Origin of the sequence: Streptomyces sp. NPDC096176, from assembly GCF_044763255.1 — a bacterium.
Taxonomy (GTDB): domain Bacteria; phylum Actinomycetota; class Actinomycetes; order Streptomycetales; family Streptomycetaceae; genus Streptomyces.
Window position 1 is genome coordinate 1 of sequence record NZ_JBIWFV010000027.1, and the last position, 13,374, is coordinate 13,374.

Here is a 13,374-nt window from a genome sequence, read left to right on the forward strand (position 1 = left end):
CGGATCTTCCGCAGATCCCGCTGCAGCCCCAACCGCATGACGTCAATCGCCAAGGCCATCCTCACACTGGAGCTGCAACGCTGAAGAAGCTCATTGTTCCGGCACGCGAAGAAGAACGGTCAGATCTTCCGCAATCCCACAATCCGCATCCGTGTCCCCCGGCAGACCGGCAGTGTCCTCCAAGCTCTCGTCCAGGCAGACATCGACGAGGCCATCGCCACCGCCACCACCCCGGACACCCGGCTCATCGTCGCCCTGGCCGCCATCCACGCGGCACGGCCGAAGATGATTCGCACCATGCGGCTGGACGACGTCGACCTGGGCAACCGGCGCATCACCGTCGGCGGTCACGTCCGCCCGCTCGACGACCTCACCCGCCATGCGGTCCTGGACTGGCTCGACCACCGCCGCAACCGCTGGCCGAACACGGCCAACCCCCACCTACTGATCACCCAGAAGACCGCCGTCGAACTCGGCCCGGCCGGCAAACTCTGGACCACCCGGGCAACCCGCAACCTCACCGCCACCCTCGAACGGCTCCGCGTCGACCGGCAGCTCGAAGAGGCCCTCACGCATGGCGCCGACCCGCTCCACCTCGCGCTCGTCTTCGGCATCGATGAGAAGACCGCCATCCGTTATGCGGCTGCAGCACAACAACTTCTGGAGTGCGTGGCGGAGGTCAACGCAGCACGCTCGTCACGGATGCCCGATGATCAGGCCAGATGAAGATCTTTCAGGTGGCAGACGATTCTACCGACGGCTCCGCCGAACTCCACAGAGGGCGACCTACAGCGGTGTCTAGATCGGCATCGTTGATCGACAGCAATGCGGTAATGGTGATCTCGAACTCACCCTTGAGTGCACTTTCGACATCTCCACTAAATACGGGGCGAGAGAACAGCATCTTCCGGGTATAGAGTGCCTTATTTCCGGCCTCTATCCACAGCTCAACCCGGGCGAGCTGGTCCGAATCCTCGGGGCCTTTGGGGAGCACGTCAAGGAGTAGGTACCGGTCAAGGTCTCCTTCGTTTTTGAACCAAGACCATTCAATGCCGCCGTGGCGATCTACACCTCTGGATATCTCTGTGAATTCCCCCAAATGTCGCTCGTGCTCGACGAGGAGGTGATTGATGCGCCTCTTCCAAGATATGGTGATGGGGTCTGCTTGGCTCATGACACCTGCACTACCACCTGCTACCGCTGACCAGGGCGTCTTCAGGGAAGCCGTCCGGCAGTATGTACTCGATAGCATGCCCGAATCGGACATATCGAGGCCTTGCGATGACCGGGATTCTTCGCGGATCCAGTACGATCACCCATAGCCTTGGATTCATCACTCCGGGAAGATGGAGGATGTCAATTACCTCATCTGTAGGGTATGGGGTTGGCGTCGTGAAGTGCGTCTCTATCGACCCATGCCGGAAGGTTCCCTGCTGGTCGGCGCTAATGAATCGCAGGAGTTGCCGCTTTCCGAGTTCCAGATAAACATCTGCCCCGGGCTTCTTAGGGAGGAGATCGTCCGGGACGTTGGCAGGTGCCACTCTAAAGTTGAGCATCTCTTGATCTAGGCTGGTGGCGAGTCGGCTACAAGCTGCCATCTGAGCACCTCCCTATCTCCTGCGTCCAGGGTCCCGCACTGCGCTTTTGGGGGCCACCGGGAGCGGAGACCGTCACCACGTCGCCGCCCGACGGCAAGCCTGGTTCAAAGATGCCGAAGCGCGAACCCGCACGGCAGCATCATCAGACCGAGCTCGAAGCAGCGTGTTCCTTGCGAACCCACTGGTCCACCCCCGAGAACGGCGGCCACGAACCCTAGGGTTCCTGTTGAACCGCCTTCAGTTTTCGGGTTCTGGCACACCTTCTGTGGGGCAGTAACCCTGCGTGCTGTCGAAGCCTTGCGCACCCGACCCGGCCCAGATGGCGCCCCACCCGTCTCGGGGCCACTGCAGGCGTATTCCGCCCCACGCCCTCAGCTGCGTGCTCGTCGCGAGAGGATGGGGTGGTGATCCGCTACGACACCGAGATACAGGCCCTGTACCGCCGCTATTGCCTCCCCGCGCGCCGCTACCTGAAGCTCGGCGGAGCGGTACTTCGCATGTCGCGCGAGGAGTACGAACCGTTCGTTCAGCACCTAGCCGCTGATGCGAGGGGTGTTACCGACGCCGAGCTCACCATCCTCTTCGAAGGCAGCTGGCGCGAGCGGCGGACCGCGGCATGGCTCGCCGCCGTCTCGCGCCGTGACCACTTCCGTGAGCGTCTGGGTGCGCTGCTGCTGGAGAGTGAGGTCTGCTGCGCGGGTGGGGCCTACTGTGTGGCACTGGCGAGTTTCGGCACTGCACGGGACGCCGACTTGCTTGCCGCTTACCTGGATCGCTACCTGCGTCGGCCCGATCTCGCCTACGACCAGCCGACAGCCATGGGCGCCCTGGCCTACACGGAGTCCGTCCTGCACGGCGACCGGGCCAGCCACCTCCTCCAGGAGGGCGGCCTGTGGCGGCAGTGGTTCCAGGACGCGCCCCACATGCACGGCGATGACGGCATCTCTAGCTACTTGGGCGGCATCCGCCTGGCCTGCGCCGTTGTAGAAGAATGTGCCGGCATCTGACCCCCTCGGCTTCGTCCACTGTGAAGACTCTGGCTCAACGCGCGGGACGCGGCCACCCTCCGTCACGCCAGTAGGACACGCTTGCGAAGAAGTTGGAACCCTGCACGGCCGAACATCTGGCGCTTGAGCATCTTGATCCTGTTGACATGGCCTTCGACCGCGCCCGAGCTCCAAGGCAGGGTCAATCCGGCGGTGACGGCGTCGATGTCGCGGTCGATGCCGGCGGCGAGGGTATGGAGGCTGGGCAGATCGTCCTGTCGGACGGCGTCGAGCCAGGCCGGTAGGCGCTCGCCCTGGCGGTCGGTGAGCATGGTCGCGAAGGACCGGACGTGGAGGGTGAGGGCGTCGAGTTCCGGGCACTGGGTGCGGACGGTCTTGAGCTGGAGTTGTTCCTGCTCGGTGAGGGTTTCCGGGCGTCTGAGGATCCATCCGGAGACTGTTCGGGGTGACGGCGGCCGGGCGGTCACCGGTCGCGGTGAGGTGCGCTTCTTGTGCAGGTAGGCGCGGACGCGCTGGTAGCTGCCCTTGTAGCCGAGCGGCACGATCTCCTCCCACAGCTTCCAGGCGATTGTGATGCCGTCGTTCCAGCGGTCGTCCAGGTAGGGCTTGTAGTCGTCGAGGACCGAGGTCCGGTTCTGCCACTGACCGGTGAACAGGTCCTCCGGCTTCGCGGCGTCGGAGAACCGTTTGACGGTGTGCCAGGCCATACCGAGCTGCCGCTGGACCGAACGCAGGCTGTGTCCTGCCTCCAGGAGTGCGTGAACGGCGGCGTGCCGGGACCTGGTACGGTCGGCGAACCGATGTCCCGTTGGCCAGGGTGAACCGGACGGCTCGTCTTCCGGGGCGGGCTCAGGTTCGGGGGCGGCCGGGACAAGGGCTCGCAGGCAGCGGCGGTGTTGGGCGACTCCCCGTTCGGCGGCCTCGCTCAGGTTGTGCCAGAGGTGCCACCGGTCCGCGACCTGGACGGCCTGCGGGGCGCCGGCGGAGGCGCCTTCGGCGAAGAACGGCGCCCGGTCGCGCGGCAGACGACCTCGACGCCCGGCCGTTCGGCGAGCCAGGCAGCCAGGCTGGACGCCTCCCGGTCCGGCAGCAGATCGACGGGGCGCCGGGACTCGATGTCGATGAGGACAGTGCCGTAGTGGCGGCCCTTGCGGGTGGCGTACTCGTCGACTCCGACCACCCGCGGCGCGGGGATCTCGGGTTCGGGAAGATCGTCCACCAGCCGGAGCACCGTGCTGCGGCTGACGGACACCCCGAGAACGTGGGCGATGCGGGCCCCGGCCCTGCCCGCGAGGGCCAGGCCGACTGCGGCCAGGGTGGAACGCAACCGCTCGGTCCGCTGACCGTACCGACGTGTCAGGCCGGGCACCTGCTCGACGAAGGTACGGCGTGCGCAGCCCGAGTTCCCGCACGTGAACCGACGGACCCTCAACTGGAGAACAACACTTCGACCACCGCTCGGCACATCAGCGGGAAACCGCACGTAGGAACCATGAACCCGGTTCGACCGGACTCCGCAGACCGGGCACACGGCACAGTCCGCCACAGATTGCGCATGAACGCGCACTATCTCGATATTCACGTCCACCGACAGCACCGCGACGTCCGCGATCGACGGGAACAACACCTCTTCGAGCCGGAGCACAACCTCTTCCACAGCCCCGAACTGTCAGCCCAACCGCCGAGCCGACGGGCCATTTTCGGGCGACTTCGCGTACGACTCGAAGAGGTCCGGCTGTCACTCAGAGTGGCCGCGTCACAGAAGATGAGCCAGACCCAGTTTTCGCGAACTCGCGGGGTTCTAGGCCCAGTTCTCGTATAGCTGCCGCCAGGTGGCGAGTAACGCTGAGTGACTACACGGTGCTGCGGTCGCGCTGCTGGAGGGCTGCGAAGTCGGCGTGTGCCGTTTCGACGGCCTCGGGGTACGCCTGGGTCTTCTCGTGCTCAGCCAGTGCCCGGTAGATGCTGGAGAGGCTGGGGCTGTGTCCCTTGCGGCGGCCGGTGGGGATGAGCAGGTCGGGCTGGATGTCCTCGACGGTCTCGCCGTTCGCGCGGCGGCGGAGCACGGTGTGCAGCATGTCGTCGGTGATGACCGGGGGTCGGCCGCCGTGGTTGCCCTTGCGGGCTGCGGCGTCCAGCCCTTCGAGGGTGGACTCCCGGATGTTCTCCCGCTCCGTCTCCGCCATTGCCGCGAAGAACCCGAACAGCAGGCGTCCCGGCCCGCTGGGGTCGTACATCCCCTGAAGGCCTTGTTCTCGTATAGCTACGGCGAACGGACATGTAGCGCTGTGTAACTTCACCGTCGCGAGGATGCCGCTCAGCCACTGTCTTTCCGGCCTTTGCTCGCGTTGGGCGAGTGACGCGCGGGCTGAACCCCGCGTTGGGCTCTGTGCGGTCTGCGGCTCCGTTACCCGTCGGCATCGGGGCGGCGCCAGAGCGACGATGGCGGAGTCCCGCGCCTTGTCGGCTGCCGTTGCGGACGCAGCCCGTCTCGTCGGGTGCCGCCGGGTCCGCCCTGGGACAATTGAGTGTGGGGAGGCGACCGAACGTCCTCTCCCCCTTCCGTCGTGATCGCCGGCACACGCGGTCCCGCCGTGGGGGATCCTGCACAGACAGGACGAGCCGTGTCCACTCCAGCACTTGCCGCGGGGGTCGTAACGTCGCTGGTCGAGGACGCCGTGAGGGCGCCCTCGATGCACAATGCCCAGCCCTGGAGGTTCGTGCACCGCAGCGGTAGCCGTTCCCTTGCCCTGCACGGCGATCCCGAGCGCACGCTGCCGTTCGCCGATCCGGATCACCGCGCGCTGCACCTGGGCTGCGGTGCCGCCTTGTTCAACCTGCGCGTGGCCGCCGCCCACCGCGGCTGGGATGCCGAGGCCCGGCTGCTTCCCGACCCCGACGACCCGTGGCATCTGGCGAATGTGCTCATCCGGCAGAGCGAGAGCGTAGACCGCGGTCTCGCGGACCTCTATCCCGCCGTACGGCGGCGGCACACCAGCCGTTTCCCCTTCTCCGAGGAGCAGATTCCCGACCCCATCCTCGACGGGCTTCGCGCGGCCGCTCTTGTGGAAGGCTGCCGGCTGGTCACACCTGGCGCCTGGCACACCGACGCCGTCATGGAACTCGTGCACGACGCCGAAATGCTTGAGGCCGCCAGCGAGGCCGTGCGCGCGGAGATCGCCGTGTGGACGGGCACCGGCAGGACCCGTGAAGGTCCCGCCACCGAGGGCATTCCCGCAGAGGCACTCGGTCCCCGGCAGTACGGCGTGAGCGCCCCCGCACGGGACTTCGACGCCCAGCGGCGCTCGCCGGACCGCGAGGTGGCCCTCTTTGAGAAACACCCTCAGATCGCGTTGCTGGGAACGGTGGAGGATGCCCAGGCGGACTGGCTGCGAGCGGGTCAGGCGATGGAGCGCGTGCTCCTGCAGGCCACCGTCGACGGCCTGGCCACCTCTCTGATGTCGCAACCCCTTGAATGGCCCGAGCTCCGGTCGTCCGCACGTGATCCGAGCGTCGCGATCGGTTTCATCCACATGGTGTTCCGTCTCGGCTACGGCCCCCCAGGTCAGGCGACACCCCGCAGGCCGGTGGCCGACGTCCTCGCTTTCCAGTGACCGGGCCGACGCCTCACCGTCCAGCCCACCTGGTAGGTCCCCGGACCGGATCGGTGCCGGGCGCCGTCGAGCAGCGGAAAGGACCGAGCAAGCCTGTGAAACCGAGCATCGACTACAAGGCGTTGTTCATCGCCACGCCCAGTCCGTATCTGGTGCTGGATCCAGATCTGGTGATCGTGGACGTCAACGAGGCATACCTGCAGGCCACCGGCCGAAGCCGACAGGACCTGGTCGGCCAGCACGTGTTCGACGCCTTCCCGGACAACCCGGCCGATGCGAGCGCGGACGGCGTGCGGAACCTGAACGCCTCGCTGCACCGGGTCCTGCAGTCGAGGCAGCCGGACACGATGGCGGTGCAGAAGTACGACATCCCTCTCCCGTCCCGGGCCTGGACGTTCGAGGAGCGGTGGTGGTCGCCGATCAACACCCCCGTCCTCGGCCCGGACGGGCAGGTGGCATGGATCATCCACCGCGTGGAGGACGTGACCGAGTTCGTCCGCTCCCGCCCGCCCGGCCCCGCAGGAGGACCTCTTGGCCGGCGGGAGGCAATCGAGGCCGAGCTGTACGCGCGTGCGCGGGAGCTGCAGAGGCTGAACGAGGAACTCCGACAGGCGCACGCCCGAGAACGCCAGGTCGCCCTCACCCTGCAGGAAGCCATGCTGCACTCGCCAGACCTGGACCAGCACCCTGATATCGCAGTGCGCTACCTGCCCGCGGTCGGATCGCTCAACGTGTGCGGCGACTGGTACGACGTCGTCGACCTGCCCGACGGCGCCTTCGCCGTCGCCGTCGGAGACGTCGTGGGCCACGGCCTGGAAGCCGCCACCGTCATGGGCATGCTCCGCAGCGCGCTGAGCGCCGCCGTCAGAGCCCAGCCCGAACCCGCCAGGGCGCTGGAGGTGCTCGGCCTGTACGCCCGGTCCGTCGAAGGGGCGCTCGCCACCACCGCCGTCCAAGCCGTCATCGACACCAGCCGCCAGCAGATCGCGTACAGCAGCGCCGGCCATCTGCCGCCAGTCCTGCTGCACCCCGACGGCACCTGCGACCTGTTGGACCAGGCTACCGACCCCCCTCTCGGCGCGCGTCCCGAGCACGTCCCGCGCCCGCAGGCCGCAGTGCCCTACAACCCGGGCGACTACCTGGTGCTGTACACGGATGGTCTCATCGAGCGCCGCGACCGGGACATCGACGCCGGACTGCAGCAGCTCACCGACGTGCTCGCCCGTCATGCCAGCATGAGCCCCGACCGCCTCGCGGACGTCGTCCTGGCCAGACTCGGCGTCGCCGGTGGCGCCCGCGACGACATCGCCCTCATCACGGTCCGCCTCTGACAGCAAGCGAGGCGCCGGTGAGGTCCACCCGCGTCGGCCGACGCGGGGCGATGATCTCCGGTCCTGCCGGTGCCTCGGTCGCCTCCGCTTCGGCGAGCGCGCGGTAGACGGAGGCGACGGAGGGGTGCTGGCCGGCGTTCTTCCCGGTCTTGATCGTCAGCTTCTTGGCGATCTCGGGGACGGGTACGCCCTTGTCCTTGAGCGCGCGGGCGAACAGCAGCATGTCGTCGTCGATGACCTTCGGCCGCCCGCCGTGGTTGCCCTTGTTTGCGGCGGCGTGCTGACCCTCCAGGGTCTTCTCGCGGATGTAGTTGCGGTCGAGCTGGGCGGCGACAGCGAGGACGGCGAAGAACATCGCGCCCATGCCGTTGGGGTCGTAGATGCCGGTGAGAGGGCCGGTGAGGAGTTCGAGCTGGACGCCGGCGGTCTGAAGCTGGTTGGACAGGGTCATCAGCTCGGCAGCGTTGCGGGCCAGGCGCTTGAGCTCGTGGACGGTGAGGATGACTTCCTGGTCCGGGGCGGCCTCCTTGATGTCGTACGCCAGCTTCAGCGCCCTCTCCAGCTCCGGCCGGGTCTTGACCCGGGTGCTGATCTTCTCGGAGAAGACCCGCTTGCACTTGGCGCGGGCGAGCGCGTCGAGCTGGCTGGCGAGTTCCTGCTGCGCGGTCGAGCAGCGGGCGTACCCGATCCGGATCGGCTTCGCGGCTGGCTCCGCCGGGGCGGCCTCGACGGGCGGGCCCGGCTTCCACGGCCGCCCGGGCTCCCGGGCCTGGGGGACGAGGACCTCCAGCTCCTCGCGCAGCGCGGGGACGAGGATGAAGCGCGGAGTGTGGTACTTCGTCGCGGTCTTGCCCCCGCGGGTGCGGCAGGGACTGCCCGCCGGGGCTTCACAGTTCGGACAGTCGTTTCGTTCTACCGCGATTGCGGCTTGATCGGGCGTCAGATCCACCCCGACAGTCTGTCAGAACTGTCTCGCAGAACGCCGGAGTTTTGAGAGGCCTTCTGCGAGTCGCGACCAGGGGAAACGTGATCGGCTTCGGGGCTCTCGCAGAACTCTCGCAACTGCTCATTTCTGCGAGCACGAAGCGTGACAGCCTTCACCAACGGTCATCACGCGGCCGAGCCGTCCCCGATCTGGAGCCCACCCACCCACTTCCGTGCCGCCGCAAGGTCGGGGGCGGTGCCGACGACCGGCCGTTTCCGCCCGCCCCCACACCATCGGGCGATAGAAGAAGCGCTCAACGACTCACGAACCGCCCTGGCACGGGGACCCGTGGACCTGTGGCGTGGGGCGCCCGCGCCGGTCGGCGGCCAGGGCGACCCCGAAGGCGATGCTGGCGACCGTGAACGTGATTGTCGGCGGGATCAGCAGGAACACTGCCGAGAGCACCAGAGCGGTCGCGGAGCCGACCAAGCCCACGTACCCCGCGGTACGCGCCCGGCCCGGGGCGTCCGCCGTGAGCCGGGCGATCAGCAGGAGCAGCACGCCGGTCGTCACCAGCGCCAGACTCATGATCAGACTCATCCCGAGGGTGAGTTGGTACTGGCTTGGGCTCACGCCGAGGATGGTGAGCGGGTCGTAGCCGCGCATCAGGTCGTTCATCCGCTGCGCCTCGGCATCCGGCGCCAGCGATGTCAGCGTTTCGCCGGCCAGGTGGCCGACTCCGGTGACGATCCAGCACCAGGCGCCGATCCGGAAGAAGGATATGGCGTTCATTTGGCACACCTCTCGATCAGAGCGCGCCACCCGGGCACCGGGCCGGCGCGTCGCCGACATGCCGCTACATCTGCATGTCACGACATCCGCTTCACCACTACATCTGTAGCATCACTACGTCTGTAGCATAACAGCTGTGGAACAGAACACGGACCGCAAGCTCCGGCTGGCCGACGCGGCGGTCGAGGTCATCGACGCCGATGGGCTGCGCGGGCTCACTCATCGCGCCGTGGAGTCGCAGGCCGGGCTCCCACCGGGAACCTGCAGCTACCACTTCCCGACCCGCCGGGCTCTGATCGCCGCGATCCTGCAGCGCATCGCCGACGCCGACCGCGCCGACATCGACAACGCCATCGCCGGACAGGCCTGGGCACCCGACATGGATCCAGCGATCCTCATCGACGCGGCCACGGCAACCCTGGCGACCTGGCTGGGACCCGCCCGCGCCCGCAGCCGGGCCCGCCTGCTGCTGATGCTCGACCGCCCCAGCCAGCAGCTGGCCGCGTCGACCATCGACGGCGTCACCGCAGGATTTCGGGCGATGGCCACCGAGGTGACCGGCGACGCCGACCGCGCCGACCTGGTGATGGCCCTCATCGACGGCCTGATCGTTGACGAGCTCACCACCGGCACCACACCGGTGGACGGGACCCGATTGCGCGACCGGATGACCGTGATCGTGGGGCTCGCCCTGCCCCCACCGGAACCGATCCGCCCCCCCGGAATCACGTGACTGTTTGAGGAACAGGCTCAGGCCGCCTGGCCGAAGCCGGTGGCGGCCGGGTCCTGGTCGCGGAGCTGGGTGAAGTCGACGTCCAACTTCGCCTCGTACGCCTCGGGCTGGATGCCGAGCTCGTGCGTGCTGTACTCGCCGAACCTGTTGATGTGCTCGGTCAGGTACGGCGAGATGTGGGCCAGGTCCTCCGGCTCGATGGTCCAGCCCTCCTCCAGCAGCTGCCGCACGATCTCCGCGATGTCCAGGGCGTTGTGAAAAATGACCGCGTTGGTGAGCAGAGCATTGAATTTCATCGCCTTTTCCTGCTCGACCGGGTCGTTGTCCCCGATGACGCCGCGGTTGCCGAAGCCGATCCACTGGGAGAACCGGTTGAACGACTCGGTCTTGTTCGTCGCCGCGGTCACCCGCCGGCGAAGCGCCGGATCGGAGAGGTAGCGCAGCAGCTGCACGGTGCGGATCACGCGGCCGACTTCGCGGAACGCGGCGTAGGTGGCGTTCTTCTTGGAGCCGGAGCGCAGCCGCTTGAGCAGCGTGGAGGAGGAGATCGCCCCCTCCCGCACGGAGACCGCGACCTTCATCAGGTGCCGGAACTGGGACTCGATCAGGTCGAAGTCGATGACGTTCTTACCGGCCTCGCCGAACAGCGCGTCGATGTGCACGTACTCGGTGGTCTTGCTGGGCCGGTAGAAGGTCAGGCCCTTCCAGTTCCTGATCCTGGGCATGAGATCGAAGCCCAGCAGGTGCGCGAGCGCGAACACCGGCTGGGACTGGCCCTGGGTGTCCGCGTGCACCGTGGTCGGCTTCACCTCGGAGGAGTTCTTCAGCAGGCCCTCGATGATGTGGACGGCCTCCCACACCCCGCAGGGGATGAAGTGCGTGAACAGCGCGATGTAGGTGTCCGAGATGTGGTGGTAGGCAATCCCGCCCGGCTTGCCGTACCTGACGCTCGTCTCGGCGAGCAGGTTGTCGAGGTAGGTATCCATGTGGGTGCCGTCGGCGGCCACCGCGGTGCCGTCGCCCCACGCCTGGGAGATGTCCAGGCGGGCGTGCGCGTTGACGAGGTCGGCGATGGCCTCGTTCAGCAGCACGATGGAGAAGTGCCGGTTCGCCGTGTACGACAGCTCGTGACCTGAGACTCCGGGGATGTGGCGGGCGGCCTCGTAGGGGCCCATGTTGGTGCCCTTCACGAAGGTCGTGATGACGTAGCGGCCGAAGGGATCGTCCAGCTTCGGCTCGTTGCCGGACGCCGGGCCGAAACGCTGCCACCAGTCCACCCAGTACGCGGTCCGGGCAACGATCCCCATCAGCGAGCGTTCCGGCATCCTGGCCTTGATCTCCTGCTCCAGGCGCCTGGCCGAGGGCCGCTGTCCCTCCGAGCGGTGCGGCTTCAGTGACGGGATACCGGTCTCGGGGTCGATGACCAGGCCCTCGTTGTCCGGGTACCCGGCATCCGCCGCCGCGGCGGCGCTGCGCAGCTTGTCCTCCAACTGCCGGCGAAAGACCTGCGCATCGAACGCGGCACTCTCGCCCTCCTCGCACAGGCCGACCTCGACCAGGTAGGAGCCCAGCTTCTCCTTCACGACCTCCCACTCCAGCAGCTGCTTGGACCAGTCGACGTACTCCTCCGAGCCGACCACCGCGACGTCGCCGGTGCGTAGTTCCTCGGCGAGCGCGGTGAAGACCATCGCCTCGAAGTGCTTGCGCACGAACTGCCCCGTACGAGTCTTGTCGACCACGGCCTTGCGCCAGTTCTGGGTGGCGAAGGAGATGTCCACCTCCTTGCCCTTCTCGTCGAAGGCGGTGATGTACTCGCCGCGCGCTGCCTGGTGCCGTTGGGCGTGCGCGAGCGCGTCCAGCACCGTCCAGTCCTCCGACGTGGCAGTGAACTTCAGCTTCTCGGCCAGGTCGAACATCACCGCGCGGTCCCGGCCGATCTGCCCGTACAGCAGCACCTCCCAGAAGTTGCCGTGGTGGGCTGAGACCTTCTCGATCTGCTCGTACTGCCCCGCGAACCCGCCGAAGCCCTCCACCGCCTTCGTGACGGCCCCGAGCCCGCCGGCCTGCACCACCAGGGCCTTGGCCATCGCGAGGACCGCCGGGGAGACCCTGCCGTCCAGCCGCTGGGCGACCTCGTCCACCGGCGCCTCGTCGTCCAGGCCCTCCAGGGCGCGGCGGACCTCCGCGGTCATGGCCGCGGCCTTCGCCAGTGCCTCCTGGGCGGGGCCGTCGGCGTCGATGTTCTTGAGCACGGTGCGGTAGTTCCCGACCAGGACCTCGACGATCTCCCGCTCGGCGAGCCGGATCTCCTCCAGCTCCTCCTTGGCCTTCTTGATCTTTGTGGCCACCCGCTTGCAGAACATCGTCGCCAGGTCGTCGCGGACCCGCATCCTCGCCTTGTGCGTCAGGCACGCGATCAGCGCGACCTGCTTGACGGGCGCGTAGTCCCGCAGCTCCGAGGCGTCCGCCGCGTCCGCCTCCCCGGCGAAGTCAGTGATCTTCCCCGCGGCCACCGACTCCATCCACCCCGACGTGTCACCGAGCCCGTCCACCCACTCCAGGTGCTTGGCCAGGTTCTTGAAGTGCGACCAGGTCGGCCCTTTGGCGGGCTTCTTCAACCGGTTGAACAGCGTCGTGCCGTCGCTGTCGCGCTCCTGAAGCAGCCGCAGCAATCCGGCCCGCTGAACGGGAATCATCCTGTCGTGGATGCCCTCACGGATCGACGAGTTCACCTCGGTGCGGATCTTCGAGGCCATCTTGTCGAGGGTGGAGAACCCCGGGAGCTCCAGCCCGGCCTCCACGACCTTCTCCAGCGCGATGTTGATCAGATCCGCCGGCCGGTTCTTCGCCGCGGCCTCCTTGCGGATCGCCCGCTCGGCGATCCTCCGGGCCTCGCCCTGGTCGTACTTCACGCCGACCTTCTTGCGGACCAGACCCCGGTGGTGCTTGACGGTCCTCTCCGCCCGGTACAGCGGCAGCGTGCCCTCCGGCAGTTCCACCTGCCGCCGGACGAACGCAGCCACCTGCTCTGGAACCTGCTCCAGGGCAGGGAAGCAGCCCATGCGCTGGTACGACTTCAGCATCAACAGCAGCGCCAGCAGATGCTCATCACCATCGGTGGCATCGGCCGCCCACTGAAGCTCATCGCGAGTCGGCGAGAAGAACAGATGCAGCTCATGCGCGGTGATCAGCCGCTTGAACCGCGGATACGCGGTCCGCTCGATCGAGGTCACAATCCCGCCCCGTGCCAGCCGACAGCAACATCACGACCAACGACACTGAGCTTCTTCAGCGTTGCAGCTCCAGTGTGAGGATGGCCTTGGCGATTGACGTCATGCGGTTGGGGCTGCAGCGGGATCTGCGGAAGATCCGCC

12 protein-coding genes and 3 pseudogenes are annotated in these 13,374 nt (G+C 67.4%); 6 read left to right on the forward strand and 9 right to left on the reverse strand.

Going from position 1 to position 13,374, the window contains the following annotated elements:
* Nucleotides 1-84, forward strand: a pseudogene (locus ACIQ7Q_RS34635) (IS5/IS1182 family transposase); the annotation flags it as partial.
* Between the two features lie 9 nt (nucleotides 85-93).
* A complete protein-coding gene (locus ACIQ7Q_RS34640) occupies nucleotides 94-726 on the forward strand; it encodes a hypothetical protein (protein WP_403871361.1) in 633 nt (210 codons plus the stop codon).
* 7 nt (nucleotides 727-733) lie between these two features.
* On the opposite strand, the gene ACIQ7Q_RS34645 is transcribed toward ACIQ7Q_RS34640, so the two are convergent.
* Nucleotides 734-1,174 (reverse strand): hypothetical protein, encoded by a 441-nt coding sequence (locus ACIQ7Q_RS34645; protein WP_403871364.1) that lies wholly within the window; start codon nucleotides 1,172-1,174, stop codon nucleotides 734-736.
* Nucleotides 1,175-2,002: 828 nt separating this feature from the next.
* Between ACIQ7Q_RS34645 and ACIQ7Q_RS34650 the strand changes: the two genes are divergently transcribed.
* Nucleotides 2,003-2,605: a DUF6000 family protein gene (locus ACIQ7Q_RS34650; RefSeq protein ID WP_403871367.1), complete on the forward strand. Its 603-nt coding sequence runs from the start codon at nucleotides 2,003-2,005 to the stop codon at nucleotides 2,603-2,605.
* Between the two features lie 62 nt (nucleotides 2,606-2,667).
* Here ACIQ7Q_RS34650 and ACIQ7Q_RS34655 read toward each other — a convergent pair whose 3' ends face one another.
* The 4 genes and pseudogenes from ACIQ7Q_RS34655 to ACIQ7Q_RS34670 all read right to left on the reverse strand — a co-directional run bounded on the left by ACIQ7Q_RS34655 (nucleotide 2,668) and on the right by ACIQ7Q_RS34670 (nucleotide 4,842).
* On the reverse strand, nucleotides 2,668-3,312 hold the full coding sequence (locus tag ACIQ7Q_RS34655; RefSeq protein ID WP_403871370.1) for a transposase: 645 nt from the start codon (nucleotides 3,310-3,312) through the stop codon (nucleotides 2,668-2,670).
* A 218-nt stretch (nucleotides 3,313-3,530) separates the two neighbouring features.
* Nucleotides 3,531-3,932, reverse strand: a complete 402-nt coding sequence (locus ACIQ7Q_RS34660) for a transposase (RefSeq protein ID WP_403871391.1) — start codon at nucleotides 3,930-3,932, stop codon at nucleotides 3,531-3,533.
* 138 nt (nucleotides 3,933-4,070) lie between these two features.
* Nucleotides 4,071-4,262, reverse strand: a pseudogene (locus ACIQ7Q_RS34665) (ISL3 family transposase); the annotation flags it as partial.
* A 196-nt stretch (nucleotides 4,263-4,458) separates the two neighbouring features.
* Nucleotides 4,459-4,842 (reverse strand): recombinase family protein, encoded by a 384-nt coding sequence (locus ACIQ7Q_RS34670; protein WP_403871372.1) that lies wholly within the window; start codon nucleotides 4,840-4,842, stop codon nucleotides 4,459-4,461.
* Nucleotides 4,843-5,229: 387 nt separating this feature from the next.
* On the opposite strand from ACIQ7Q_RS34670, the gene ACIQ7Q_RS34675 reads away from it, so the two are divergent.
* Both ACIQ7Q_RS34675 and ACIQ7Q_RS34680 read left to right on the forward strand, forming a co-directional pair.
* Nucleotides 5,230-6,219: an Acg family FMN-binding oxidoreductase gene (locus tag ACIQ7Q_RS34675; protein ID WP_403871375.1), complete on the forward strand. Its 990-nt coding sequence runs from the start codon at nucleotides 5,230-5,232 to the stop codon at nucleotides 6,217-6,219.
* A gap of 95 nt (nucleotides 6,220-6,314) precedes the next feature.
* On the forward strand, nucleotides 6,315-7,550 hold the full coding sequence (locus tag ACIQ7Q_RS34680; protein ID WP_403871377.1) for a PP2C family protein-serine/threonine phosphatase: 1,236 nt from the start codon (nucleotides 6,315-6,317) through the stop codon (nucleotides 7,548-7,550).
* Here the strand turns inward: ACIQ7Q_RS34680 and ACIQ7Q_RS34685 are convergent.
* Entirely contained in the window at nucleotides 7,534-8,499 is a 966-nt protein-coding gene (locus tag ACIQ7Q_RS34685) for a recombinase family protein (protein WP_403871380.1), read from the reverse strand. The two genes, ACIQ7Q_RS34680 and ACIQ7Q_RS34685, sit on opposite strands and share 17 nt — an antisense overlap.
* A gap of 297 nt (nucleotides 8,500-8,796) precedes the next feature.
* Entirely contained in the window at nucleotides 8,797-9,267 is a 471-nt protein-coding gene (locus ACIQ7Q_RS34690; RefSeq protein WP_403871383.1) for a hypothetical protein, read from the reverse strand.
* Nucleotides 9,268-9,403: 136 nt separating this feature from the next.
* On the opposite strand from ACIQ7Q_RS34690, the gene ACIQ7Q_RS34695 reads away from it, so the two are divergent.
* Nucleotides 9,404-10,000: a TetR/AcrR family transcriptional regulator gene (locus ACIQ7Q_RS34695; RefSeq protein ID WP_403871386.1), complete on the forward strand. Its 597-nt coding sequence runs from the start codon at nucleotides 9,404-9,406 to the stop codon at nucleotides 9,998-10,000.
* Nucleotides 10,001-10,017: 17 nt separating this feature from the next.
* Here ACIQ7Q_RS34695 and ACIQ7Q_RS34700 read toward each other — a convergent pair whose 3' ends face one another.
* Together ACIQ7Q_RS34700 and ACIQ7Q_RS34705 are read right to left on the reverse strand one after the other, a co-directional pair.
* Nucleotides 10,018-13,233, reverse strand: a complete 3,216-nt coding sequence (locus tag ACIQ7Q_RS34700; RefSeq protein ID WP_403871389.1) for a Tn3 family transposase — start codon at nucleotides 13,231-13,233, stop codon at nucleotides 10,018-10,020.
* A gap of 55 nt (nucleotides 13,234-13,288) precedes the next feature.
* Nucleotides 13,289-13,374, reverse strand: a pseudogene (locus ACIQ7Q_RS34705) (IS5/IS1182 family transposase); the annotation flags it as partial.